This window comes from Actinomadura sp. 21ATH, from assembly GCF_041951345.1.
In the GTDB taxonomy this organism is placed as follows: domain Bacteria; phylum Actinomycetota; class Actinomycetes; order Streptosporangiales; family Streptosporangiaceae; genus Spirillospora.
Genome location: NZ_JBGNUR010000002.1, coordinates 99121 through 121499 on the forward strand (window position 1 = coordinate 99121; position 22379 = coordinate 121499).

Here is a 22379-nt window from a genome sequence, read left to right on the forward strand (position 1 = left end):
CCGGGCTCAGTCCTGCCAGTGGAACAGGAGGTCGTGGACCGTCAGAGGCGCGCGGGAGCCGAAGAAGTAGACGGCCAGGCCGGTGAAGGTGATGCCGCCGAGCGCGTCGTCGATGTGCCGGAACCCCGCGTCGCGGAGGGCCCGCGCGACGCGCGCGTCCTTCGCGCAGGCGAAGTAGGGGCCGAGCGTGCTCACCCGGACCGTGCCGGCATCGGTGGAGATGACGTGGTACGTGCCGTGCCCCGAACGCATGTGCTCGCCCGCGGGGACCGGTTCCCGCGGGCCGAGGCCCGCGCCGGCCAGCGCCGCGCGCGCCGCGCGGAGCCGCTCGTCCCGGATCTCGCGCGCCTCCTCCGGCGGGGGCGGCGGATCGAGGAGGGCGGCCTCGATCAGCCACAGCGGATCGGTGCCGGCCTGGCCCGGCGTGTACCGCCGGACGATCGCCTCCCGGACGTCCGGCGGCACCCCGGGCACCTCGACCCGCGGCGAGCCGAGCCGCTCCCACATCGGGCGGACGTCATGGCCGCGCTCGTGCAGGATCGGCAGCGCCCACAGGCGCCCCGGCAGGCCCGCCTCCACCAGCGCCAGCAGCGGCGCGTCGTCGCCGTAGCCGGCGATCAGCAGGTCGTAGGCCGCCCGGCTCACCGGTACGGAGCCGTCGCCGAGGAAGGGGGCGATGTCGCCGCCCGCACGCCACACGAGCCGGAGCCCGAGCAGCCGTTCGGCCGGGCGGGCCCCGGCACGCGCGAGGCCCTCCGGCGAATCGGTCCCGAGCGTCGCGAGGAGGGCGGGCAGGCCGCGCCGTTCGATCAGCTCGTCGATCGCCTCCTCCCCCGAGAGCCGGAGGTGCCTCCAGGGGGACGAGGCCAGGACGGCGAGGAGGCCGAGGGCCGTCGCGTCGCCCGAGGCCGCGGCGTCCAGCAGGGACCGCGCCCCCAGCTTCTCGGCCACGTAGTAGTTGCCGCGCTCCAGCGCACGGGCGCGGAGCATGGCGGAGTACGGCCCGCCGGGCACGTCCAGCGCGGCGACCAGGGCACGGCCGACCTTGAAACCGACCTCGTCGTCGCACACGTGGGCCGCCAGCGCCGCCGCCCGCTCGGCGGGCACCCGGCCGGCCAGCGCCTGCGCGCAGACCTCCCGGCGCCAGAACGGCTCGTCATCGTCGAGCACGGAATCGGCGATCGCGACGGCCGGGACGCCCGCCAGCACCGCCGCGACGTCCTCGGCCGGGGGACGCGCCTCCCACGACGGCAGCAGCTCCCTCAGGCGTTCACGGTCGTCCGTCATGCGCGGATCATCGTCCATGCCCTGACCGTCCGCAACGCCGTTCCCGGCCGTCCGCCGTCGCCCGCGCGGGGGTCTTGCGCCGGCCGCCGGCCGGACTCAGGATCGGGACTGGTTCTCCGGCACCGCCCGGCTCCCGTTCGTCCCGCGGGACCGGGCCGACGAGCGCGCCCGCCTGGCCGCGCGGCTGGGGACGCTGGCACTCCGACGCGTGGCGCACCCACCGGGCCGGCGGCCGGTTCCTCACCTGGCACAACACCTGGTCGTACGCGCCGTGCTCGGCGTGGCCCGTGCGCGGGCACCGGCCCGTCCGGCTCGCGGCCGGGGTGCCCGTGGACCTAGGCCCGGGGGTCCGGGTCGCCGAAGGCGGCGGCGAGCGCCTTCGCGACCAGCTCGGGCAGGTCGGCGCGCCCGCCGTCCTCGGCCCAGCGCACCAGTGCCGTGTGGAGGGCGGCGAGGCAGGCGCCGGCCGCCGCCTCGGCCCGGAACGCGGTGTCCGGGTCGGCGGCACCGTCCACGAGGGCTCCGACGATCGCCCGCTGGAGGGCGTACTGGTTGTCCAGGTGCCTCGCGCGCAGGGCCGGCGTCGAGATCATGAGCCGGAGCCGGTCGAGCAGGAACCGCCGGTCCGCCGATGAGCCCTCACCCCCGCCGTCGCCGGTCAGCAGCGCGGCCGAGTCGACCAGCGCGCCGCCGATCCGGCGGACCAGGGGCCGCTCGGCGGGGGTGGCGGCGATCCGCCCGGCGATGAGCCCGCCGTAATGGTCGAGGAGGACGAGGTCCTCCTTCGTCGGGAAGTGCCGGTACACGGTCATCGGCGACACCCCCGCCGCCTCGGCGACGTCGGACACGGTCGTGGCGTCGTAGCCGCGTTCGGAGAACAGCCGCACCGCGTGCGTCTGGATCATGCGCTGCGTCTGGGCTCGGCGTCGCGCCCGCAACGTTGAGTGCTCATCGGGCATGTGGTAGACACTACCGCAGTGATAGTCACTACCAAGTTGGTGGTGACTAACAGATCGAGATGGGGCTCTCATGGAACTGGACGGCAGGACGGCCCTCGTGACCGGGGCGTCGCGCGGCATCGGGCAGGCGATCGCGACGCGGCTGGCGGCGAAGGGGGCGACGGTCGTCGCGCACTTCGGCACCGGCGCGGACGGCGCGGCGGCGACGGTCGGCGAGATCGAGCGGTCCGGCGGGACCGCGCTGGCCGTCCGGGCGGAGCTGGGCACGGACGGCGACGTCGACACGCTCTTCGCGGGGGTCGAGGACGCCCTGGCCGGGCGGCCGCTCGACATCCTGGTCAACAACGCGGCCGCCGCCCCCGCCGGCCCGATCGGGACCACGACCCGCACGCAGTTCGACCACCTCTTCGCGGTGAACGTCCGAGCGCCGTACTTCATCATCGAGCGCGCCCTGCCACTGCTCCGCGACGGCGGCCGCATCGTGACGATCTCGTCGGTGGCGACCCGCATGGCGAACCCCGCCCAGACGTCCTTCGCCATGACCAAGGGCGCGGTCGAGACGATGAGCATGACCCTGGCCAACCAGCTCGGCGCCCGCGGGATCACGGTGAACGCGGTCGCCCCCGGCGCCACCCGGACCCCGGCCAACGCCTCGGTCTTCGAGGCACCAGGCCTGGCCGACCACATCGCCGGCTCGACGGCCCTCGGCCGCCTGGGCGAGGCCGGCGACGTCGCCGACGTGGTCGCCTTCCTCGCCTCCGACGCGGCACGCTGGATCACCGGCCAGGTCATCGACGCGACCGGTGGCCTCTTCCTGGGACCACGAACCTGAAACCGCAAGTCCCTCACCGCCGCCCATGAGCGCGTGACCGCGCGCGTTCATGGGCCGGCCGGGGCGTTCGCTTATGCTGGCGGGATACGGAAGTGGGAGCTGAGATCCATGGGCAAGCACGAGAATCCCGACACCGACCACATGGCCGAGTTCCGCTCACTCGACACCGACGGCTCCGGCTACCTCAGCCGGGACGAGCTCATCGCCGCCTTCGCCGCGGCGGGCGACCCCCGCTCGATCGAGGAGATCGACGCCTACATCGCGACCGCCGACAAGAACGCCGACGGCGAGATCTCCTACAAGGAGTTCCTCGCCGGCTGAACCCCGTCCCCGCCGTCCGACCCGGGCTAGCGGGCGGGGGTCCATTCCGCGGCCGCGGCGATGCCGTTCAGGCGCCGGGTCACGATGGCCGGGTCGGAGACGGTGACGGTCAGGCCCGGGTGGCGTAGCAGCCCGAGCGGGTCGAGTCCCGTCACGGGCGCGTGGAAGCGGACGCAGACGCCCTGAGCGGTGCTGGTCCCGAAGGTGAGCCCGCGGTCGGCCAGCGAGAGGTGCGGGCCGATCGCCTTCCACGCGCTGTAGGGGCCGGTGGTCTCGGCTCCGGCGATGTTGTCCAGCGGGGTCCGCACCGTCCAGGGCCCGAACCGTACGCAGAGTCCGCCGGGCGCGAGGAGGAGCCGGCACGTGTCCGGCCGGATCCCCAGGAGCGCCAGCGGGCGGGCGAAGCGGCGGTCGAAGGCGAAGCCGTACCGCTCGCGATCGTTTTCGGTGGGCATTCGCTCCCTATTCCCGGTCCTTGCGGGGTTATGACTTGCTGTTTCTTGGTTTCGGGGGGTGACTGGCCGATGTTTCCGGCGGGTAGGGCGGCCGCATGACGAAGAAGGACGGCAAGAGCCTGTCGCCCGGAGACAGGGTCCGCTGGAGCAGCCATGGGTCCACCGCCGAGGGCGAGGTCGAGAAGAAGGTCACCGACCGGCGCGAGGAGGCGGGCCGTACGGTGGCCGCCTCTCCCGAGGACCCGCAGTACGTGGTGCGCAGCGAGAAGAGCGGCAAGAAGGCGGTGCACAAGCCTTCGGCGCTGCGCAAGAAGGGGTCCGGATGAACAAGGACGAGCGGGCGGTGGCCGAGGAGTTCGGCGCGGCGGTCAACATGACCGCCGGGCAGCTGGAGGACTGGCTGGAGACCGACGAGTCGAGGTCGGCGGGGCAGAAGGACGGCGGCGGCGAGTCGACCGGCCACGCCTCCGGCCGCAGGATCGTCGAGCTGATCCGCACGAAGCGGTCGGATCTGACCGACGAGGACTACGAGCACATGAACAAGGTGGTCGGGTACGTCCACCGCCACCTCGCCCAGCGCCCTTCAGGCGATGTGAAGGACACCAGGTGGCGGCACTCGCTCATGAACTGGGGCCATGACCCGCTGAAATGAGCGGATCGGTCGTGCACCGGGGGCGACGCGGCGGCGCAGGCGGCGCAGGGGGCGCCGGGCGAGTGCGCTGGCGGCGGCGCGCACGCGCGACGCGGTGGCCCGCGGGCATGGGCCTCGCCGCGTGGCGGTGGCTTCGGCATTCCCGCCGGGTACCGCGGCGCCGGCTCCGCACGAGAGCGGTCTCGGAGATCGAGCGGATCCCCGGCCGCGACGGCCGGGTGCAGGATCCGCAGCAGGGCGTCGGGCCGACCTACCAGCGGCGTTACACCGTCCGCATCTCCGGCAGCCCGCTGACCGCGGCCCAGCTGATGGAGCTGCTGGGCGACGACCTCAACGCCGCGTCGCCGGTGGAGGTCGCCGTCTTCGACAAGACCTCGGGGAACGCCCCGTCCCTGGAGCTGGGCGACGAGTACGTCGTCCACATGCCGGGGCCGTGGAACTGCCCGGTCCGGGTCGTCGACCTCACGCCGGAGTCGTTCCGGTTCGCGACGCTGCACGGCCATCTGGAGGCCGGGGAGATCGAGTTCCGGGCGCGGAACGTCCGGGAGGGCGGCCTGGAGTTCACGATCGAGTCCTGGGCGCGGAGCGGGGACCGGATGGCCGGATTCCTCTACGAGAAGCTGGGCATCGCGAAGGAGATGCAGCTTCACATGTGGACGCACTTCTGCACCCGGGTCGCCGAGCTGTCCGGCGGTCGCAAGAGCGGTGACGTGGAGGTCCGGACCGAACGGGCGGAGATGCCCGGGCCCGGCCGGCGGCTCGTCACCCGCACCGTGACGGCGGCGTTCGCCCGGACCTTCGCCCTGGCGGCGCGGCTGCGCGAGCGGCCCCTGCACCCCAGGGGCCTCGTCTTCGACGCCACCCTGGTGCTGCACGGCACGTCCCGGTACTGGGGGGTCCCGCTCCTGGACGACCGCACCGAGCTGCGCGGCCGGGCGCGCCTCTCCCGGGCCGCGGGACTGCCGCCGCCGCTGCCGGACGTGCTGGGTCTCGCGCTGCGATGGCGGCAGCCGCAGGCCGGCGGCGAGGAAGCGGAGGCCACCGGTGAACTGCTGCTGGCCACGACGGGGCACGGCCGGCTGGGCCGCCACCTGCTGCGGCCCGCGTCCGGCTGGAGTCCCGCGTTCTACGGTTCCCTGCTGGCGTTCCGGGCCGGTGACCGCCGGATCCTGCTGGGCGCGGTCGCGCGGCGCGCGCGGAACGTACCGGCCGGCCTCGCGCCGCTGGCCCGCGCCGTGGAGGAGCGGCCGCTGCTGCTGGACCTGGTGGTGGCGACCGAGTTCGGCCCCTGGGAACGGTTCGGCGAGCTGCGGCTCGTGGAACTCGCGCCGAGCGACGACGGCGAGACGACGCGATTCAATCCCGCCCGCAACCCCGTGCCGGGGCTGCTCCCCGCGGGGCTGCTGCAGCAGGTGCGCGGCCCGACCTACGCCGCCGTCCAGCGCGCGGCCCGCCGCGGCCGCCGTCCGCGCCGCCAGCGGCATCGCCCACTGGGGAAGGCGGCCCGATGACACCGAGAGAACGCGTCCGGCGGCGCATGCGGCGGCGTCACGCCACCCTCGGCGAGCTCCCCCTCAACTTCGATCCGCACGCGCCCGGCACGGGCCGCCCGGACAAGGGCTGGCACGTCGACGACTACCGGCAGCCGCTCCCGGCCGAGCCGCCCGGCGAGCCGGTCGCGGGAGGAAGCTGGGAGACCGCCTGCCACCTGGTACGCGACTACGAGTACGCCGATCCCGGCATCATCCGGGAGATCTGCCGGTCGGGACCGCCGGAGCCGGGCCGGAACATGCTGCTCGAAGGCCGGTTCTACGGGCTGCGCTTCTACCTCGGCCTCCGCGTCGGAGACGTCGTCGACCGGGTCGTCGAGCAGGACGGGCGCCGGGTGCGCGTATGGGGATGGAACTACCGGACGCTGGAAGGGCACCTCGAACGCGGCCAGATGGACCAGGAGGTGCGCAAGTGGCTCGACACCGGGGAGGTCGAGTTCCACGTCCACGCCTACTCGCAGCGGGCGTCCATCCCGAACCCCGTCGTGCGGCTCGGCTTCGTCGTCTTCGGCCGGATCACGCAGATCAGGTTCTACCGGCGAGCGTGCCGGCGGATGGAGGCGCTGACGAGAGCCGCGCTCAGCACCCGCCGGCAGGCCGCCGGCGAGAGGTCCGGATGATCCGGCGTCCTCAGAGGTCCCCTCAGAGGTACTTGGAGAACAGGTCGGTGGTGGGCCAGGTGCCGATGGCGTTGGCGACGGTGTGGAGGGGCGCGCTGAAGTCGCTGTAGCCGTAGGTCAGGCCGGAGGGGTCGTCCCGCTGGTCGAACAGCAGGGCCCAGCTCACGCCGTCGTAGCGGCGGGTCACGATGGTGCTGCTTCCGGTCAGCGAGCCGTCGTGCCAGGTGTTGCGGCCGCCGGTGACGTCCCGGACGAACCAGCCGAAGCCGTAGTAGGAACCGCCGGAGTTCAGGCCGGTCTCGGGCTTGGCGAACACCTGCTCCACGGAAGCCTTGCTCAGCACGCCGGTCGTCCCGTCCAGGATGGTGCTGAAGCGGGCGTAGTCGACGGCCGAGGCCAGCCAGCCGCCCATCGCGGTGCGGTTCTCCAGGTTGAACGTCCCGTACGGGCCGGGAACGGTGGTCCCGGCGGCGTCGAAGACCGACTTGCCCGTGTACTGGGAGAAGTACGGCACCTCCCCCGCGGCGGCGTCGGCGCGCAGCGACCGGCCGGGCCGCGCGCGCCTGATCCCGACGGGGGCGAAGACGTTGCGCTGCACGTAGTCGGCGTAGGTGGTGCCCGACACCTTGGCGACGATCTCGCCGAGCAGCAGGTAGCCGTAGTTGCTGTAGGCGTAGGTGCTGCCGGGGTCGTGGTCTAGTCGCAGGCCCGTCCCGTAGCGCATCATGTCCGCCCGGCTGATCGGCAGCGAGGCGCCCAGGGCGGCGGCGACGTCCCGGTCGCGGTGGGTGAAGTCGCCGGAGACGTCGCGGTCCCAGCCGCCCAGGTGCTGCAGGAGGCGGCGCACGGTGACCTGCGACAGCCGCGGGTCGGCGGTCTTGCCGGCCGGCGGCGCCAGGTCGAGCAGCTCGGTGACCGGGGCGGACAGGCTGAGCCTGCCGTCCTGGACGAGTCGTGTCACGGCCGTCGCGGTGATGGCCTTGCTGAGGCTGGCCAGCCGGAACAGCGAGGTCGGCTGGACGCTGAGCGCGGCGTCGTCGCTCCAGCTGTAGCCGCGCGCCAGCACGAGCCTGCCCTTGTAGGTCACGGCCAGGGACCCGCCGGGGATGTTGCGGTCCTGCATGAGCTTCTTGACGGCCGCGTCGAAGCCGCTCAGGCCGCTGCCCGCCGTCCCGGTGACCTTCCAGGTACGGGCGGCGGCACCCGTCCTGACCGCCGTGCCGGCGGCGGAAGCGCATCCTGACAGCAGCGCCGGCGTCGCCGTTCCCACCGCCGCCAGCCCCGCCAGCCTGCCGAATTCTCGCCGACTCGGCCGCTTGTACGACACCCTGCCCCCTTGATCGTTTACCGCGAAGACGCGAAATATACCGATCTTGGGTCCCGCCGTCGATACGGCCGGTGGCGCCCGGGCGGGCGGCGCCGCGGTCGGCGCACGGTCCCCGCGTCCCGCGACTTGCCGTGCGCGAGAAGGCGGGGACTGTAGGACTTGCCCGGGACGCCGGGCAGCGATCGAGAGACGGTCCGTCCCCGGCCGAGGAGCCCGATGACCCATCACCTGTCCAAGGGCGGCAGCGTTCCGATACCGGACGCGGCCGCCGCCCCGGTGCCCTTACTGGTCGCCTTCGGACGCCGCCGCGAACCCGCGTTCGCGCACTGGCGGATCGATCCCTGCGCCCTCGTGGTGGGCACTCAGGAGACGGCCACCGCCGCCGGACTCCTGGTCCACGCCGGCGCACCGGCACTCCCGGACGGCGGGATCCGCTACCTGCGGAACGGCGACGAGCCCGAGAGCACCGGCGCCGCGCGCATCGGCGTCGATCTCGCGGCGCTCGACACCGCGGCACGGGTGTACCTGGCCGCCACCGTCGTCGGCGCCGACGGCCGTCCCGGAACGTTCGGCGACGTGCTCGGCGCCCACGTCCGCCTGACCGCCCACGACGAGCTGGCCCGGTACGAACTCGACCAGGACGCCTCCACCGAGACCGCGATGCTCTTCGCCGAGATCTACCACCGCGACCGGAGCTGGCGGTTCCGGGCCCTGGGGCAGGGGTTCACCACCGGCCTGGACGGCATCACCGACCGGTACGGAGGCCGGACGGAGACCGCCAGAACGCGGTGACGGGCCGCCCCGAGGTTCGCGCGCGGGGGCGGACGCCCCGCCGGGTGTTCCGGCGGGGCGTCCGCTCACCGTCGTCCGCTCACAGCTTCTTCGGGCGGTACGCCTTGTACTCGCTGCCGGAGTCCAGGCCGTAGTCGCGCGTCCGGTGGTCGGTGCCGTACCGGCCGCGCTGCTCGTAGGCCCAGTAGGAGGTGCGGTCCTCGTCGGCCCACTTCTCGAAGATGACGACGTGCCGGGTCGTGTTGGTGCCCTCGGCGTCCATGACGAGGTCGCCCTTCTTCAGCTCGGACATCTTGATGCGCTCGGTGTACCTCGACGAGGTGAGGCCCACCGTGTTCGGGCCCGGCTTGGGCAGGTCGAGCGCCATCGCGACGTAGCCGGAGCAGTCGGTCCGGTAGCCGTCGTGGTAGTCGCTCTGGCTGTACGGGATCCTCCGGTCGGTGTGCGGGCGCCAGGTCCTGGCGCGGGCGATCACCTCGGAACGTTCGTCGCGGGCCTCGCCCGCCTTCTTCCCGGCCTCCTTCCCGGCCTCCTTCCCGGCGGGCTGCTTCTTCGCGGAGAGGGTCGCGACCGCGGCGGCCCTCTCGCCACCGCCGGGGTCGGACGATCCGGCCGACGCCTGCACGGTCGTCGCCGCCACGCCGGCCACGGCGAGGCCGGCCAGCACGCCGGCGGTGCCGCGGGACAGGCCCAGGGGGCCGCGCTTCTTGCTGTGCTTGCCTTGCAAGGGGAGACTCCTTGGCTTCCAGGACGCCTACCGGGTTAGCTGACGGGTTCGGACGTGGAAGTCGCCCTACGGCTCTGGAACGGGCCGATTCACCCCTGCGCGGACCGTCGAGGTCGCGCGCACGGTGGATCCCCGGCTCCGCCATGACGGCGGACTCGGCGTTGCCGCTGCGATCCTTGGGCGCGGGGCGCCCGTCCACGGGACCCGGTGTCCCGTGCGCGAAAGAGCGGCGCTGTATGGGTCATGCGGCCATGCGAGGACCGCGTGCTCTGAGAGCGGCTGCCGGCGCACTCGGCCCCGCACGCCGCGGCGTGCGCATGGGAAGGGCCTGACTACTAGGTCTCGGAGAGACCGGGCGCGGCAGGGGGGACAAAGCGCCTGGGGGGCGCATTGGTGGACGACAAGCTAGTGCAACCACCAAAAGAAGGCAAACGCCCCCAAAATCATCATCGCCCCAGCTCAGAGGGGTACACTACGGCCCGCCCGGCATGGCACGGCCCGCCACACCGCCGGGCCGCGGTCACCTGGCGATCGGCAGCTCGGCGATGAGCCTCTCGACGCGGCGGCGGATCTCGTCGCGGATCGGGCGGACCGCCTCGACGCCCTGGCCGGCGGGATCGTCGAGCCGCCAGTCCAGGTAGCGCTTGCCGGGGAAGACCGGGCAGACGTCGCCGCAGCCCATGGTGACGCAGACGTCGCTGGCCTGGACGGCGTCGGCCGTGAGGATCTTGGGCCTCTGGGCGGTGATGTCGATGCCCTCTTCGCGCATGGCCTCGACGACGGCGGGGTTGACGGAGTCCGCGGGCGCCGAGCCCGCCGAGCGGACCTCGACGGCGCCGCCCGCCAGATGGGCGAGGTACGCGGCGGCCATCTGGGAACGGCCCGCGTTGTGCACGCAGACGAACAGGACGCTCGGCTTGGCGGACATGACATCTCCCTGGCTGCGTCGAGGAGCCGCGGGCGCGCTCCGACCCGTGCGAACCACCCTGGTAACGTATCAGCGCATGATGACATCAGTCGACCCTGATGTGATGCGCCTGCTGGCGGATCCGCTCCGGGCGCGCATCGTGTCCCTGCTGGCCGGAGAGGCGCTGTGCACCTGCCACCTGGTCGAGGAGACCGGCGCCAAGCAGACCAACATCAGCAACCATCTGCGCGTGCTGCGCGAGGCCGGGCTGGTGGAGACCGAGCCGTGCGGCCGCTTCACCTACTACCGGCTGCGCGCCGAACCGCTGGAGGCGCTCGCCGAGCGGCTGCACGGTCTGGCGCGCGCCGCCCGCACCACGCTCGACGACTCCCGGAAGAGGCCCTGCCCGTGACCGCGTCCCGTTCCGTGCCCGAAGCCGATGCCGATGGCGGCGCCGCGTCCCGGCCGGACGGCCCCGAGCACGGGCCGGTCGGCAGGCTGTCCACGCTCGACCGCTTCCTGCCGGTGTGGATCATCGCGGCGATGGCGCTGGGACTGCTGCTGGGCCGGGCGGTCCCTGGCCTGGACGAGGCGCTGAGCGGGATCGAGGCGGGCGGGATCTCGGTGCCGATCGCGCTCGGCCTGCTGGTCATGATGTACCCGGTGCTGGCCAAGGTCCGCTACGACCGCCTGCACACCGTGACCGGCGACCGCCGGCTGCTGCTCTCCTCGCTGGCGCTCAACTGGGTGATCGGTCCCGCGGTCATGTTCGCGCTGGCCTGGCTGCTGCTGCCGGACCTGCCCGAATACCGCACCGGCCTGATCATCGTCGGACTCGCCCGCTGCATCGCCATGGTCGTCATCTGGAACGACCTGGCCTGCGGCGACCGCGAGGCCGCCGCCGTCCTGGTCGCCCTCAACTCCGTCTTCCAGGTGCTCGCGTTCGGCCTTCTGGGCTGGTTCTATCTCCAGGTCCTGCCGGGCTGGCTCGGGCTGGCCACCGACGACGCCGGCTTCTCCATCGGCAAGATCGTCATCAATGTGCTGGTGTTCCTCGGCGTCCCGCTGCTGGCCGGCTATCTGACCCGCCGCACCGGCGAGCGGGCCCGCGGCCGCGACTGGTACGAGAACCGCTTCCTGCCCCGGATCGGGCCGGTCGCGCTGTATGGGCTGCTGTTCACCATCGTGCTGCTGTTCGCGCTCCAGGGCGACGAGATCACCTCGCGGCCCGGCGACGTCGCCCGCATCGCGCTGCCGCTGCTGGCCTACTTCTCGATCATGTGGGCGGGCTCGTTCGCGCTGGGCCGCGCCGCCGGCCTCCCCTACGACCGCACCGCCACCCTGGCCTTCACCGCCGCCGGCAACAACTTCGAGCTGGCCATCGCCGTCGCCATCGCCACCTTCGGCGTCACCTCCGGCCAGGCGCTGGCCGGCGTCGTCGGCCCGCTCATCGAGGTCCCCGTCCTGGTCGGGCTGGTGTACGTCTCGCTGTGGCTGCGCCGCCGCATGCCGGCGTCCGCACCGCGGCACTGACGCCGCCGCCGCGGACGTCCCGCGTCCGGCGGGGGGCGGTCGGCGGGGTCAGCCGGCGGCCGGAGCGCCGGGAGGCGGGCAGCACGCGCGCAAGTAGTCGCGGAGTTCGGTCAGCAGGGCCTCCACCGCCGGGGTGTCGATGCGGTAGTAGACCTGCTTGCCCTCCTTGCGGGAGGCCAGCAGGCCGCCGCGGCGCAGCAGCGCGAGCTGCTGCGAGGCGGTGGAGTGGGCGATGCCCAGCCGCTCGGCGACCGCCCCGACGGTCAGCTCGATCCCCCCGGCGAACAGCTCCAGCATCTGCTGGCGCTGCTCGCCGGCCAGTCCCTTGAGGAAGTCGCGCAGCTTCTCGCTCGGCTGGACGGCGCCCGCGCAACCGCTCGTACCGCTGCCGCCGGCATTCGTACCCGCGTCGGCCATGCCGCCCCGCCCCCCTCTCCTCCTGCCCGGCCCATCCTGCCATGCATCGTCATATTGTCATTTCACTAAATTACGTTATGTTGTGCGCATGGCAGACCGGAGCGATGTCGTGATCATCGGTGGCGGCCAGTCGGGCCTCGCCACCGCCCATGCCGCCCGCACGATGGGCTTGGACGCGGTGGTCCTGGAGGCCGCCGGCACCCCCGCCGGGTCATGGCCGCACTACTACGACAGCCTGACCCTGTTCTCCCCCGCCCGCCGCAGCGCCCTCCCCGGCCGCCCCTTCCCCGGCGACCCCGACGGCTATCCGGTACGCGACGAGGTGGTGGCGTACCTTGCCGGCTACGCGGCGGCCCTGGACGCCGACATCCGCACCGGCCACCGGGTCGACCGCGTCACCGTGACCGGCTCGGGCGAATACGAGATCGGCACCGCCGGCGGCGCGGCCCTGCGGGCCCCGATGGTGGTGGCCGCGACGGGCGCGTTCAGCTCCCCGCACCGGCCCGGCCTGCCGGGGCTGGAGTCGTTCACCGGTACGGTGCTGCACTCGGCGGACTACCGGCGCCCCGGCCCGCTCGCCGGCCGGCGGGTGGTGATCGTGGGCGGCGGGAACTCGGCGGTACAGATCGCCATCGAACTCGCCGCCGCCGGTTCCCGGGTCACCCTGGCCACCCGGCGTCCGCTGCGCTTCCTGCCGCAGCGCGTCCTGGGCCGCGACACGCACATCTGGCTTCAGCGCACCGGGCTGGACACCGCGCCCTGGGCCAGGCCGCTGCTGGCCGGCGGCAAGGGCACGCCGGTGATGGACACCGGCGCCTACCGGGCCACCATCGCCACCGGCAATCCGGACCGGCGCCCGATGTTCACCCGCCTGGACGGCGACCAGGTGGAATGGGCCGACGGCACGCGCGAGCGCGTGGAGGTCCTGCTGCTGGCCACCGGCTACCGGCCGGGCGTCGACTACCTGGCCGGCCTCGACGGCGCGCTGGACACCGGAGGGCGGCCGCGCCACCGCGGCGGCGTCTCCCCGGCGTGCCCCGGCCTGGGCTTCGCCGGGCTCGAATGGCAGCGCTCGTTCGCCTCGGCCACGCTGCGCGGTGTCGGCGCCGACGCCCGCCACGTCCTGGACCGGCTGCGCAAGGGCCCGGGGCCGGTACGCGCCGCCGAGCGCGCCCGCCGGTGAGCCCGGATCAGGCCGGGACCCCGGACGGCAGCGCGAACAGGCCCGACAGGCGGGTGAGCGCCTCGGGGATCGCTCGATAGTACACCCAGGTGCCGCGCCGTTCCCCTTCGATCACCCCGGCCTGCCGCAGCACCTTGAGGTGGTGGGAGATGGTCGGAGCGGTCAGCTCGAACGGCACGGTCAGGTCGCACACGCACGCCTCGCCGCCCTCGGCCGAGGCGATCATGTTCAGCAGCCGGAGCCGCACGGGGTCGGACAGCGCCTTGAAGACCCTGGCCAGATCCGCCGCCTCGGCCTCGGACAGCGCCGAGTCGCTCAACGGGGTGCAGCAGGGAGTGGACACGTCCGAGATCTCGAGCGATTTCGACATGCCTCTAATTTGACATCCATCTAGGCAAGGTTGCAAGCTGGGCCTTGCTTCGAAGAATCTCTAACCAAGGAGCGTGCGCCGACCGGCCCGTGCGCGCACGCCTCACCGCATCGTCGGCCACGCCGATCCTTTCGAGCACAGGAGCATCGATGAACGACCACACCCCCCGGCCCGGCGGCTGCTGCGGCAGCGCGCCCGCCACCGGCGCCGACGCCGCCGAGCAGGCCACCGCCGTCCTCGGCACCGGCACCGGCGGCGACGGCAGCGGCCAGGAGCCGCCGGTCGTGGTGATCGGTGCCGGGCCGGTCGGGCTGGCCGCCGCCGCGCACCTGGCCGAGCGCGGCCTGCCCTTCCTGGTCCTGGAAGCCGGCGAACGCGCCGGCGCCGCCGTCTCCGAATGGGGCCACGTCCGGCTCTTCTCGCCCTGGCGCCACGACATCGACGCCGCCGCCCGCCGCCTTCTGGAGGCCGCCGGCTGGACCGCCCCGCCCGCCGACGCCCTGCCCACCGGCGCCGAACTCGTCCGCGACTACCTCGCGCCGCTCGCCCGGGTGCCCGCGCTGGCCGCGAACATCCGTACCGGAACCGAGGTCCTGGCCGTCACCCGCGACGGCCTGGACGCCACCCGCACCGTCGGCCGCGACGAGCACCCGCTGCTGGTCCGCACCCGCGACACCGCCGGCGAGATCCGCGACGTGCGCGCCCGCGCCGTCATCGACGCCTCCGGCACCTGGCGCAACACCAACCCGCTGGGCCACTCCGGCCTGCCCGCCCCCGGCGAGACCGAGGCCGCGGCGGTCATCACCGGCCCGCTGCCCGACGTGCTCGGCCGCGACCGCGGCCGCTTCGCCGGCAAGCACACCCTCGTCGTCGGCGCGGGCCACTCCGCCGCCAACACCCTGCTCTCCCTCACCCGCCTCGCCGGGGAGGCGCCCGGCACCCGCATCACCTGGGCGGTGCGCGGCGGCTCGGCCGCCCGCCTGTACGGCGGCGGCGACGCCGACGGGCTCCCCGCCCGCGGCGCGCTCGGCGCCCGGCTGAAGGAGGCGGTCGACGCCGGCGCGATCAGGCTCGTGCACTCGTTCGCCGTCACCCGGCTCGATTCCCTCGATTCCCCCGCCGACGGAACGGTGCGGGTCACCGGCGCCACTCCCGCGGGCGAGCGGACCGTGAGCGCCGACACCGTGGTGGCCGCCACCGGCTTCCGCCCCGACCTGGACCTGCTCCGCGAAGTCCACACCGAGCTCGACCCCGCCACCGAGGCCCCCGTCAGGCTCGCCCCGATGATCGACCCCAACTTCCACAGCTGCGGCACCGTGCCCCCGCACGGCGAACGCGTCCTCGCCCACCCCGAGACCGGCCTCTACATCGCCGGCATGAAGAGCTACGGCCGCGCCCCCACCTTCCTGATGGCCACCGGCTACGAGCAGGTCCGTTCCATCGCCGCCGCCCTCGCCGGGGACCGCGCCGCCGCCGACACCGTCCGGCTCGACCTGCCCGAGACCGGCGTGTGCTCCACCGACCCGCCCGCCGAGGACGAGGCGGCGGCCGCCGGATGCTGCGGCTCCAGCGCGCCGGAACCGCTGTCCCTCGGCGCCCCGGTGGGCTTCGCCACGGGACGGGAGCACGGCTACTCCGGCGAGCGCAGGTAGGCCATGAGGGCCTCGCCGCGCGGGGAGAGACGGTAGCCGGTCTCCAGGCTCTCGGTGAGGCCGAGGGCCTTGAGGCGGCGGACGTCGGCCTTGAACGGGAGCCTGTCGCGGTCCAGCCGTTCGGCCAGGTCCACGGCGCGCAGGCCGGGGTGCTCCTCGATGAGGCGGAGGACCTCGCGGGTCCAGGGGGCGCGGCGGCTGCGGGCGTCGATGGCGTCCAGCTCGGCCGCGAGGCCGGCCAGCTCCCGGTCGGTCAGGTCGGCGTTCCCGGCAAGCACCGATCGGGGGTCGGGGCCGCCCAGACGGAGCATGACCCGGTGGTAGCCGCCCTCCTTGGTGCTCTTGGACAGGGCGGTGAGCAGCGCCGCGCGGCTCGCGAAACCCGAACGGAGCGCGTCCTCCTCGGTGATCTCCTCGGGTGTCACGGCCGTGACCGAGTCGATGACGACGATCCCCGCCCAGGTCCGCTGGGTGCTCCCCGCGCGGACCCGGGGCTCGGCCCACACCCGGAACACCCGGTCGATCCGCCCGCCCGCGATCCCCTCCAGGACCTCCCGCCTGAACAGCATCGTTCCCTCCCCTCGTCCGGTCCCCGGTGACTATCGCGAGGCCTGCTCCAGGACGTACTCGGCGACCTGGGCGTGGGTGGCGTACCAGACGCCCTGCTGCGCGTCGATGTGCTCCAGCAGCTCGCGCAGCACGGCCATGCGGGAGCGGTGGCCGATGACGTGCGGGTGCATCGTGAGCTGGAACAGCCCGCCCTCCTCGAGCGCGGCGTCGAACTCGTCGCGCCAGATCCCCGCCACGTCCCGCGGCGGCGGGCACGCCCGCAGCATGCCGCCGTACTCCAGCAGCAGGTACGGCACGTCGTCCCTGATCCACTCGACCGGGATCTCCACGACGCCGGTCGGCTCCCCGTCGGCCAGCAGCTCGTACGGCTCGTCGTCGGCCATGAGGGAGGAGTCGTAGAGCAGGCCCAGCTCGCGCGTGATCTCCAGGGTGTGGTCGGAGAACTCCCACGCGGGGGTGCGGATGCCGACCGGGCGGGTGCCCGACAGCTTCTCCAGGGTGTCGGCGGCGCGCAGGGCCAGCTCGCGCTCGTCGGCCGGGTCCAGCAGCGCGTTGCTCTCATGGATCCAGCCGTGCATGCCCACCTCGTGGCCGGCGGCGGCGTAGTCGCGCACCTCGTCCGGGTGCAGCAGCGCCGAGACCGCCGGCATGAAGAACGAGGCCGGGATGCCGAAGCGGTCCAGCAGGCGGAGCACGCGGGGGGCGCCGACGCGGGAGCCGTACTCGCCCTGCGCGAGGCCGCCCGGCCCGGTCGCGCCGCCGCGCAACCAGATCGTCTCGTGGTCGGAGTCGAAGGAGAGCGCGACCGCGACGCGGGCGCCGCCGGGCCAGGAGGCGGGGCGCAGGGAACGGCCGGCGCGGACCCGCGCCACATGGCCGCGCCAGGTCCGCTCGTCCCACTGCCAGGGCTGCCGTTCGGTCATCGTGAGGCTCCGTTCGGAGGAGTTCGCCGGATGGATCGGGCGGGCGGCTCACGCTCCGTCATGGCCCCCGTCGGGCAGGGCCTGCGCGAGCTGGTGGCGGGAGGTGATGGCGAGCTTGGTGAACACCTTGCTCAGGTGGTACTCGACGGTGCGGGGGCTGAGGAACAGCTGGGCGCCGATCTCCGGGTTCGACAGGCCCTCCCGCGCCAGCCGGGCGATCTGGCCCTCCTGGGGGGTGAGGCCGTCGGGCGTGCCCTCGGCGCGCTTGCGGGCGGTCTCGCCGGTGGCCAGCAGCTCGCGGCGGGCGCGCTCGGCGAAGGCGTGGGCGCCGAAACCCTGCAGCATCTCATGCGCGGTGCGCAGGTGCTCGCCGGCCTCCTGGCGCCGGTTCTCGCGGCGCAGCCACTCGCCGTACACCAGATGGGTGCGGGCGAGGTACACGGCGACCCGGGTGCGCTCAAGGCGTTCGATGGCCTCGCGGTACAGCAGGTCGGCGGCCTCGCCTTCGGAGACCAGCGCCTTCGACCGGGCGAGCACGCCGAGGGCCCAGTCGGTGCCGGCGGCGGTGGTGCGCTTCTCCAGCTCACGCAAAGCTTTCGCGGCCGATTCGGGGGCGTTGCCGTACACGGCCGCCTCGACCAGCTCGAAGAGGACGAACCCGGTGAGCCCGAGATCGTCGTGCTCGTACGCCCGCTCCGCATAGGCCAGGGCGTCCTGGTACCGGCCGCGCCCGTTGTACACCAGCGCGGTCATGAACAGGCACCCGCCGATCGCCCGCCCCTCGTTCCAGCCGCTCGCCCATTCGGCCTCGGCGTCGAACTTCGCCGGCGCCTCCGCCCCGCCGCGCCAGCCCACGAGCAGGTTGGCGGCGAAGCCGAAGTACGCGTGGCCGGTCACCTTCAGGATCGCGGTGGACTCCTCGACCAGGGTGGCGGCCGCGTCGAACTGGCCGGCGTAGACGTGCACGGCGGCGCGGTAGGTGAGGGCCTGCGGCAGGAAGTGGAGCGCGCCGATCTCGCGGGCCGACCGGACGGCGTACGCGGCCAGATCGTGCAGGGTGCGGTCGTCCCACATGTCCGCGGCGACCAGGTAGGTCAGCCAGAGCCAGCGCATGTTGTCGTCCGGGTCGCTCCGGGCCGCCCGGCGGAACGCCTCCAGAACGCGCTCCAGCCGCGGCGCCGACTCGGCGAAACCCTCGGCGAACCGCGCCACCAGCCCGTCCAGCAGCACCTCGACCGGTCGTTCCGACAGCGGTCCCGCGGACGCGGTGCGGGCGGCCTCGGCCACCGTCCGCAGGAGGCCGGGTTCGCCCAGCCTCCCCGCGAAGACCGCCGATCCGATGGCGTCGACGTACGCCTCCCGTGCCCGTCCGATGTCGACGGGGGCCATCCGGCCGGCCGCCTCCAGCAGCGGCCGCAGGGCCTCGCCGCCGCGCCTGCGCGCCAGGACGATCTGGGCGCGCAGCCAGGCCACCTGCCCGCTCTGGAGTTCGGTCAGCGGGCCCATCTCCGCGGAGGCGAGCAGCTTCAGCGCCATGTCCGGGGCGCCGGCGCCGACGGCCGTCTGCGCCGCGGCCAGCGCCCTCGCTCCGCGCCGGGCCGGATCGGGCGTCAGCTCGGTCGCCCGCCGCAGGAACGCGGCCGCCGCCGCGATGCCGCCGCGCGCCTGGGCCCGGCCGGCCAGCCGCTCCAGCTCGCCGGCCACGGACTCGTCCGCCTCCAGCGCCGCGTGCGCGCGGTGCCAGGCCCGGCGGTCGGGCGCGGAATCGGGATCGGTCGCCTCGGCCAGCGCCCCGTGCGCCGCCCGCCGCTCCGACCACGACGCGGCCGAGTACACCGCCGACCGCACCAGCGGATGCCGGAACCGCGCCCACGTCGCGATCTCCAGCAGCCCGTCGGCCTGCGCCGGCTCCACCGCCGACGCGGGGACCCCGAGACGCCCGGCGGCGTTCCAGATCAGCACCGGGTCGCCGGTCGGCTCGGCCGCCGCGACCAGCATCAGCGTCCGGGTCTCGGCCGGCAGCGCCGCCAGCCGCCGGCGGAACCCCTCTTCGACCCGCTCCGGGACCGCCTGGGCCTCCACCAGCCCGAACCCGCCCGCCAGCTGCGTGGGGCTCAGCCCGCGCGGCAGCTCCAGCAGCGCCAGCGGGTTGCCGTTCGTCTCGGTCAGGATCCGGTCCCTGACCTGCTCGTCCAGCGGGAAGCGCACCACCGAGCGCAGCAGCGCCTGCGCCTCCTGCTTGGGCAGGCCGCGCACCTCCAGGTCCCCCAGCCCCTGGAACTGCTCGCCCGGCGTGCGCGCCGCGAAGATCAGCCCCACCGGCTCGGCCAGCAGCCGCCGGGCCACGAACGACAGCACCTGCGCCGACGACTGGTCCAGCCACTGAGCGTCATCGACCACGCAGAGCAGGGCACGCTCCTCCGCCGCCTCCGCCAGCAGGGTCAGCACCGCCAGCCCGACCATGAACCGGTCGGGCGCCGGCCCCTCCTGCAACCCGAACGCCACCGCGAGCGCGTCCCGCTGCGGGCCGGGCAGCTTCTCGATCCGATCCAGCAGCGGCGCCACCAGCAGATGCAGGCTGGCGTACGCCAGCTCCATCTCCGCTTCCGCCCCGACCGCGCGGACCACCCGCATATCGGCCGCCTGCCCCACCGTGTGCCGCAGCAGGGCCGACTTGCCCACCCCCGCCTCCCCGCGCAGCACCAGGGCCCGCCCGCGTCCGGAACGCACATCCCCCAGGAGGCCGTCCAGCTCGGCACGCTCGCGCTGCCGATCCAGCAGCGGCGTGTCCCCAGACAGCGGCCCCATGCCCCTAACGCCTCCGTTCAGTGCCCCTACGTCGGCGTGACCAAGTCATTGGCTGGCGGGAGCCTCGCCAGGATCCCATTCCCGCCACGTCCCGATCAAGGCCCACGCACCCGACCGCCGGCCTCCCGTGCAGGGATGACACGTTGCGCTACAGCGGCTCGGCCATCCACCGCTCAGCCCGTGCGCTCGACGAACGCCCGGCGGAATCTGTGCCGCCAATCATGGCGGAACGGCTCCGACCACTCGTGGCGCTTGGCCTGCCGGAGGAACTCGGCGTAGATGGCCTCGCCGCCGGATCGAGAGGCACGGGAAGCGGCACCCGCTGCCGGTCTGATGCCGGGCCGGAAAGGCAAAGGCTCGGCCTGCCTCCCGTGCGGCGGGCGTGTTCCCCCGGGCTCACCGTCGTACGCTGCTGCGTCGCGTGTCGTCGAGGGCCTGGGGCGCTGGTGAAGAAGTACGCCGAATGGAGGCGCGAGCGGGGCTCGTGGGTGCTCTGCGAGGAGATCCGGGCGCAGGTGCGCGAGCTGCGCGCCCTCCTTGACGCCGAGCCGGACGGGCCGGGCACCGCCGCCGGCAGTGCCGAGCTGCTGGACGGGGCCCGCGAGGAACTGGACAAGGCCCGCGACGTCATCGATTTCGACACCCATCGCAGGGCCGCGTCGGCGTCCCATGTGACGGCGGCGCAGGTGCACCTCGACACGGCGCGGTCGCTCTGGCTCCGCACGCTCGCGCCCGCGGAGATCGAGGCCCGCCTGCCGGACATGCTCGCGATGGTCAAGGAGCATCTGGCCGCCGAGGACGAGCGCCGGAGGGCCGTGGAGGGGCTGGCGCGCGACATGCGCGCCGCGCGGGACGCCGGGCAGCCCTTCGATCTGCGGCCGTCCCAGCGGGCGGCGCTCGTCGGCGCGGTGCACGCGGCCCGCCAGGCCGAACTGCGCGAGCGCCTGCGCGCCGGGAGCTTCGTCGTCATCGTGCGCTGGGTGGCCGCCTTCCTGCTCGCGCTGGCGCTCACCGTCGCGGTGCTGTCGGCGATCTTCAAGACGACCGTGCCGCTGTGCTTCCACCCGACCGCCCCCGAGGCGGGCGGCCAGCCGAGGTTCGGGGTGGTCTGCCCGACCGGCGAGGCGGCGGATCCCGTCGCCGAGCGCGACACCGGCCAGGAGACCGCGAACGTCGTGACGCGCAGGGACTACATCGTCGTGGAGTTCGCCGGACTCGTGGCCGCCGGGGTCGCGGCGGCCTCGGCTCTGCGCAGGATCAGGGGCACCTCTACCGCGTTCGGCATCCCGGTCGCCCTGGCCATGCTGAAGCTGCCCACGGGGGCTCTCACCGCGGTGCTCGGCCTGCTTCTCATGCGCGGCGGTTTCGTACCGGGACTGAGCGCCCTGGACTCGTCGGCGCAGATCATCGGCTGGGCCATCATCTTCGGCTACTCGCAGGAGCTGTTCACGAAGTTCGTGGACCGGCGGGGACAGGACGTCCTGGACGGCATCCGCGGGCCGAGCGGCCCCGCACCCGCACCGGAGGCCGGCAAGTCGTGAACATCCGGCCCGCTCAGCCGCGCGCCAGCGCGCGGCCGATCGGGCCCGCGACCTCGGCGTGCGCGAGGTAGCGCTCGATGCCGTGCGGCCGGTCGCCGTTCAGCACCCGCACGTCCGTGAGGGGATCGCCGTAGATCGGGCGCAGCGGATGGCCCAGCGCCACGATGTCCCGGACGTCGTACGCGCTGGTCCACTCGACGCCGGGGCCGGGATGCCGGGCCCCGGGCGGGCGCAGGTTGCGCTGCACCGCCTCCAGGCCGAGGGGGGAGCCGACCGTGATCCACGTTCCGGTACGGTCCCGCACGGCCGGGTCTTCGAGCAGGTCACGGCCGACCACGGTGCCCAGGCTGTGGGTGACCAGCACCAGCGCGCCGGACTCCGGCACCGCGCGGCGGACCGCGTCCAGCACCTCGTCGCGGGCGCGGGTGAGGTAGACCGCGACGTCGCGCAGATGTGCGGTGATGATCTCCTGGTCCGCCCGGGTCCGGTCGGCGATCCGCAGTAGGAGCCGGCGGGTCGCGTCCCATGACAGCAGCCGGTCCGGCGCCCATCCGAACAGCTCGGGCTCGGCGACGTCGTCCACGTCCAGAGCCGCCGCCATGTCGGCGACGAGCCGCCGCTCGACCTCCCCCGCGTCGGCGGGCAGGTACGGATGCAGCGGGCCCGGCACGTCGGGATCGCTCGGGAGTCCCTCCAGGTGGGGCCGGCCGGCGTCCGGCCGCGAGGCGGCCTGGTAGAGGACGTTGCCATAGAACGGCAGCACCGTCCGTTCGGGGGTGAGCGCGGGCAGCCCCGCGCTGGTCAGCCCGGCGTTGAGGCCCGCCAGCCATTCGCGCGCCAGCTCCTCCGGGGCGCGGAACTCCTGGCCGCGGCCGTGCACGAACACGACCGTCCCCGTCATGGCATCTCACCTCCGGTACGTCCGTCCCGTCAAACGTTTCCCGGTCCGGGGT

24 protein-coding genes and 1 riboswitch are annotated in these 22379 nt (G+C 73.9%); of the genes, 12 read left to right on the forward strand and 12 right to left on the reverse strand.

The genetic code is table 11. The annotated features are described in order from the left end of the window. Positions 1 to 6: 6 nt before the first annotated feature. Together ACA361_RS07100 and ACA361_RS07105 are read right to left on the reverse strand one after the other, a co-directional pair. Positions 7 to 1287: a hypothetical protein gene (locus ACA361_RS07100; protein ID WP_375011003.1), complete on the reverse strand. Its 1281-nt coding sequence runs from the start codon at positions 1285 to 1287 to the stop codon at positions 7 to 9. Between the two features lie 335 nt (positions 1288 to 1622). After that, positions 1623 to 2192 carry a TetR/AcrR family transcriptional regulator gene (locus ACA361_RS07105; RefSeq protein WP_375011004.1) on the reverse strand — a complete coding sequence of 190 codons (570 nt, stop codon included), beginning with the start codon at positions 2190 to 2192 and terminating at the stop codon, positions 1623 to 1625. A 124-nt stretch (positions 2193 to 2316) separates the two neighbouring features. On the opposite strand from ACA361_RS07105, the gene ACA361_RS07110 reads away from it, so the two are divergent. Together ACA361_RS07110 and ACA361_RS07115 are read left to right on the forward strand one after the other, a co-directional pair. Further along, positions 2317 to 3078 (forward strand): SDR family oxidoreductase, encoded by a 762-nt coding sequence (locus ACA361_RS07110; protein ID WP_375011005.1) that lies wholly within the window; start codon positions 2317 to 2319, stop codon positions 3076 to 3078. Between the two features lie 108 nt (positions 3079 to 3186). Then, the gene (locus ACA361_RS07115; protein WP_375011006.1) at positions 3187 to 3399 is read left to right on the forward strand and encodes an EF-hand domain-containing protein; all 213 of its coding nucleotides are present in this window, start codon (positions 3187 to 3189) and stop codon (positions 3397 to 3399) included. Between the two features lie 26 nt (positions 3400 to 3425). Here ACA361_RS07115 and ACA361_RS07120 read toward each other — a convergent pair whose 3' ends face one another. Next, on the reverse strand, positions 3426 to 3854 hold the full coding sequence (locus ACA361_RS07120; protein WP_375011007.1) for a hypothetical protein: 429 nt from the start codon (positions 3852 to 3854) through the stop codon (positions 3426 to 3428). Between the two features lie 95 nt (positions 3855 to 3949). On the opposite strand from ACA361_RS07120, the gene ACA361_RS07125 reads away from it, so the two are divergent. From ACA361_RS07125 to ACA361_RS07140, 4 genes are all read left to right on the forward strand, one after another. After that, entirely contained in the window at positions 3950 to 4180 is a 231-nt protein-coding gene (locus ACA361_RS07125) for a DUF2945 domain-containing protein (RefSeq protein ID WP_375011008.1), read from the forward strand. Next, a complete protein-coding gene (locus ACA361_RS07130) occupies positions 4177 to 4506 on the forward strand; it encodes a DUF3140 domain-containing protein (RefSeq protein ID WP_375011009.1) in 330 nt (109 codons plus the stop codon). The genes ACA361_RS07125 and ACA361_RS07130 overlap by 4 nt, the downstream gene beginning before the upstream one ends. Before the next feature lie 107 nt (positions 4507 to 4613). Continuing rightward, entirely contained in the window at positions 4614 to 6017 is a 1404-nt protein-coding gene (locus tag ACA361_RS07135) for a DUF1990 family protein (protein ID WP_375011010.1), read from the forward strand. After that, the gene (locus ACA361_RS07140; RefSeq protein ID WP_375011011.1) at positions 6014 to 6676 is read left to right on the forward strand and encodes a DUF1990 family protein; all 663 of its coding nucleotides are present in this window, start codon (positions 6014 to 6016) and stop codon (positions 6674 to 6676) included. The genes ACA361_RS07135 and ACA361_RS07140 overlap by 4 nt, the downstream gene beginning before the upstream one ends. A 22-nt stretch (positions 6677 to 6698) precedes the next feature. On the opposite strand, the gene ACA361_RS07145 is transcribed toward ACA361_RS07140, so the two are convergent. Then, positions 6699 to 8003, reverse strand: coding sequence for a serine hydrolase domain-containing protein (locus tag ACA361_RS07145; RefSeq protein ID WP_375011012.1), 1305 nt, complete (start codon positions 8001 to 8003; stop codon positions 6699 to 6701). A gap of 216 nt (positions 8004 to 8219) precedes the next feature. Here ACA361_RS07145 and ACA361_RS07150 point away from each other — a divergent pair, with 216 nt between their 5' ends. Further along, positions 8220 to 8795 carry a TerD family protein gene (locus tag ACA361_RS07150; RefSeq protein WP_375011013.1) on the forward strand — a complete coding sequence of 192 codons (576 nt, stop codon included), beginning with the start codon at positions 8220 to 8222 and terminating at the stop codon, positions 8793 to 8795. Between the two features lie 79 nt (positions 8796 to 8874). On the opposite strand, the gene ACA361_RS07155 is transcribed toward ACA361_RS07150, so the two are convergent. Together ACA361_RS07155 and ACA361_RS07160 are read right to left on the reverse strand one after the other, a co-directional pair. Then, positions 8875 to 9522: a hypothetical protein gene (locus tag ACA361_RS07155; RefSeq protein WP_375011014.1), complete on the reverse strand. Its 648-nt coding sequence runs from the start codon at positions 9520 to 9522 to the stop codon at positions 8875 to 8877. Positions 9523 to 9531: 9 nt separating this feature from the next. Then, a riboswitch (cyclic di-AMP (ydaO/yuaA leader) is annotated at positions 9532 to 9693 on the reverse strand. A 349-nt stretch (positions 9694 to 10042) separates the two neighbouring features. After that, positions 10043 to 10450, reverse strand: a complete 408-nt coding sequence (locus ACA361_RS07160; protein ID WP_375011015.1) for an arsenate reductase ArsC — start codon at positions 10448 to 10450, stop codon at positions 10043 to 10045. A gap of 103 nt (positions 10451 to 10553) precedes the next feature. Between ACA361_RS07160 and ACA361_RS07165 the strand changes: the two genes are divergently transcribed. Together ACA361_RS07165 and arsB are read left to right on the forward strand one after the other, a co-directional pair. Beyond that, a complete protein-coding gene (locus tag ACA361_RS07165; protein ID WP_375011979.1) occupies positions 10554 to 10841 on the forward strand; it encodes an ArsR/SmtB family transcription factor in 288 nt (95 codons plus the stop codon). Positions 10842 to 10972: 131 nt separating this feature from the next. Next, a complete protein-coding gene (gene arsB / locus ACA361_RS07170) occupies positions 10973 to 11962 on the forward strand; it encodes an ACR3 family arsenite efflux transporter (RefSeq protein WP_375011980.1) in 990 nt (329 codons plus the stop codon). Between the two features lie 48 nt (positions 11963 to 12010). Here the strand turns inward: arsB and ACA361_RS07175 are convergent, their stop codons facing one another. After that, positions 12011 to 12379, reverse strand: a complete 369-nt coding sequence (locus ACA361_RS07175) for an ArsR/SmtB family transcription factor (RefSeq protein WP_375011016.1) — start codon at positions 12377 to 12379, stop codon at positions 12011 to 12013. An 88-nt stretch (positions 12380 to 12467) separates the two neighbouring features. Here ACA361_RS07175 and ACA361_RS07180 point away from each other — a divergent pair, with 88 nt between their 5' ends. Continuing rightward, the gene (locus tag ACA361_RS07180; protein WP_375011017.1) at positions 12468 to 13562 is read left to right on the forward strand and encodes a flavin-containing monooxygenase; all 1095 of its coding nucleotides are present in this window, start codon (positions 12468 to 12470) and stop codon (positions 13560 to 13562) included. A gap of 7 nt (positions 13563 to 13569) precedes the next feature. Here ACA361_RS07180 and ACA361_RS07185 read toward each other — a convergent pair whose 3' ends face one another. Further along, entirely contained in the window at positions 13570 to 13932 is a 363-nt protein-coding gene (locus ACA361_RS07185; protein ID WP_375011018.1) for an ArsR/SmtB family transcription factor, read from the reverse strand. 149 nt (positions 13933 to 14081) lie between these two features. On the opposite strand from ACA361_RS07185, the gene ACA361_RS07190 reads away from it, so the two are divergent. Beyond that, positions 14082 to 15584: an FAD-dependent oxidoreductase gene (locus tag ACA361_RS07190; protein WP_375011019.1), complete on the forward strand. Its 1503-nt coding sequence runs from the start codon at positions 14082 to 14084 to the stop codon at positions 15582 to 15584. On the opposite strand, the gene ACA361_RS07195 is transcribed toward ACA361_RS07190, so the two are convergent. Genes ACA361_RS07195 through ACA361_RS07205 form a run of 3 tightly spaced genes read right to left on the reverse strand, consistent with a single transcriptional unit; the run spans position 15563 to position 19885 of the window. Further along, entirely contained in the window at positions 15563 to 16153 is a 591-nt protein-coding gene (locus tag ACA361_RS07195; protein WP_375011020.1) for a hypothetical protein, read from the reverse strand. The two genes, ACA361_RS07190 and ACA361_RS07195, sit on opposite strands and share 22 nt — an antisense overlap. 30 nt (positions 16154 to 16183) lie before the next feature. Continuing rightward, positions 16184 to 17077: a polysaccharide deacetylase gene (locus tag ACA361_RS07200; RefSeq protein WP_375011021.1), complete on the reverse strand. Its 894-nt coding sequence runs from the start codon at positions 17075 to 17077 to the stop codon at positions 16184 to 16186. 48 nt (positions 17078 to 17125) lie between these two features. Next, positions 17126 to 19885, reverse strand: coding sequence for an AAA family ATPase (locus ACA361_RS07205; RefSeq protein ID WP_375011022.1), 2760 nt, complete (start codon positions 19883 to 19885; stop codon positions 17126 to 17128). A 446-nt stretch (positions 19886 to 20331) separates the two neighbouring features. On the opposite strand from ACA361_RS07205, the gene ACA361_RS07210 reads away from it, so the two are divergent. Further along, positions 20332 to 21426, forward strand: a complete 1095-nt coding sequence (locus tag ACA361_RS07210; protein WP_375011023.1) for a hypothetical protein — start codon at positions 20332 to 20334, stop codon at positions 21424 to 21426. Between the two features lie 13 nt (positions 21427 to 21439). On the opposite strand, the gene ACA361_RS07215 is transcribed toward ACA361_RS07210, so the two are convergent. After that, a complete protein-coding gene (locus ACA361_RS07215; RefSeq protein WP_375011024.1) occupies positions 21440 to 22327 on the reverse strand; it encodes a hypothetical protein in 888 nt (295 codons plus the stop codon). Between the last annotated feature and the right edge of the window lie 52 nt (positions 22328 to 22379).

What these genes read in the sequence shown, in the direction of transcription:
- ACA361_RS07135 (WP_375011010.1), top strand. Translation starts at nt 4,614, where the DNA reads ATGGGCCTCGCCGCGTGGCGGTGGCTTCGGCATTCCCGCCGGGTACCG.
- ACA361_RS07140 (WP_375011011.1), top strand. Translation starts at nt 6,014, where the DNA reads ATGACACCGAGAGAACGCGTCCGGCGGCGCATGCGGCGGCGTCACGCC.
- ACA361_RS07180 (WP_375011017.1), top strand. Translation starts at nt 12,468, where the DNA reads ATGGCAGACCGGAGCGATGTCGTGATCATCGGTGGCGGCCAGTCGGGC.
- ACA361_RS07205 (WP_375011022.1), bottom strand. Translation starts at nt 19,885, where the DNA reads ATGGGGCCGCTGTCTGGGGACACGCCGCTGCTGGATCGGCAGCGCGAG.
- ACA361_RS07115 (WP_375011006.1), top strand. Translation starts at nt 3,187, where the DNA reads ATGGGCAAGCACGAGAATCCCGACACCGACCACATGGCCGAGTTCCGC.
- ACA361_RS07130 (WP_375011009.1), top strand. Translation starts at nt 4,177, where the DNA reads ATGAACAAGGACGAGCGGGCGGTGGCCGAGGAGTTCGGCGCGGCGGTC.
- ACA361_RS07165 (WP_375011979.1), top strand. Translation starts at nt 10,554, where the DNA reads ATGCGCCTGCTGGCGGATCCGCTCCGGGCGCGCATCGTGTCCCTGCTG.
- ACA361_RS07195 (WP_375011020.1), bottom strand. Translation starts at nt 16,153, where the DNA reads ATGCTGTTCAGGCGGGAGGTCCTGGAGGGGATCGCGGGCGGGCGGATC.
- ACA361_RS07105 (WP_375011004.1), bottom strand. Translation starts at nt 2,192, where the DNA reads ATGATCCAGACGCACGCGGTGCGGCTGTTCTCCGAACGCGGCTACGAC.
- ACA361_RS07200 (WP_375011021.1), bottom strand. Translation starts at nt 17,077, where the DNA reads ATGACCGAACGGCAGCCCTGGCAGTGGGACGAGCGGACCTGGCGCGGC.
- ACA361_RS07120 (WP_375011007.1), bottom strand. Translation starts at nt 3,854, where the DNA reads ATGCCCACCGAAAACGATCGCGAGCGGTACGGCTTCGCCTTCGACCGC.
- ACA361_RS07160 (WP_375011015.1), bottom strand. Translation starts at nt 10,450, where the DNA reads ATGTCCGCCAAGCCGAGCGTCCTGTTCGTCTGCGTGCACAACGCGGGC.
- ACA361_RS07175 (WP_375011016.1), bottom strand. Translation starts at nt 12,379, where the DNA reads ATGGCCGACGCGGGTACGAATGCCGGCGGCAGCGGTACGAGCGGTTGC.
- ACA361_RS07100 (WP_375011003.1), bottom strand. Translation starts at nt 1,287, where the DNA reads ATGACGGACGACCGTGAACGCCTGAGGGAGCTGCTGCCGTCGTGGGAG.
- ACA361_RS07190 (WP_375011019.1), top strand. Translation starts at nt 14,082, where the DNA reads ATGAACGACCACACCCCCCGGCCCGGCGGCTGCTGCGGCAGCGCGCCC.
- ACA361_RS07110 (WP_375011005.1), top strand. Translation starts at nt 2,317, where the DNA reads ATGGAACTGGACGGCAGGACGGCCCTCGTGACCGGGGCGTCGCGCGGC.
- arsB (WP_375011980.1), top strand. Translation starts at nt 10,973, where the DNA reads ATGGCGCTGGGACTGCTGCTGGGCCGGGCGGTCCCTGGCCTGGACGAG.
- ACA361_RS07185 (WP_375011018.1), bottom strand. Translation starts at nt 13,932, where the DNA reads ATGTCGAAATCGCTCGAGATCTCGGACGTGTCCACTCCCTGCTGCACC.
- ACA361_RS07215 (WP_375011024.1), bottom strand. Translation starts at nt 22,327, where the DNA reads ATGACGGGGACGGTCGTGTTCGTGCACGGCCGCGGCCAGGAGTTCCGC.
- ACA361_RS07125 (WP_375011008.1), top strand. Translation starts at nt 3,950, where the DNA reads ATGACGAAGAAGGACGGCAAGAGCCTGTCGCCCGGAGACAGGGTCCGC.
- ACA361_RS07150 (WP_375011013.1), top strand. Translation starts at nt 8,220, where the DNA reads ATGACCCATCACCTGTCCAAGGGCGGCAGCGTTCCGATACCGGACGCG.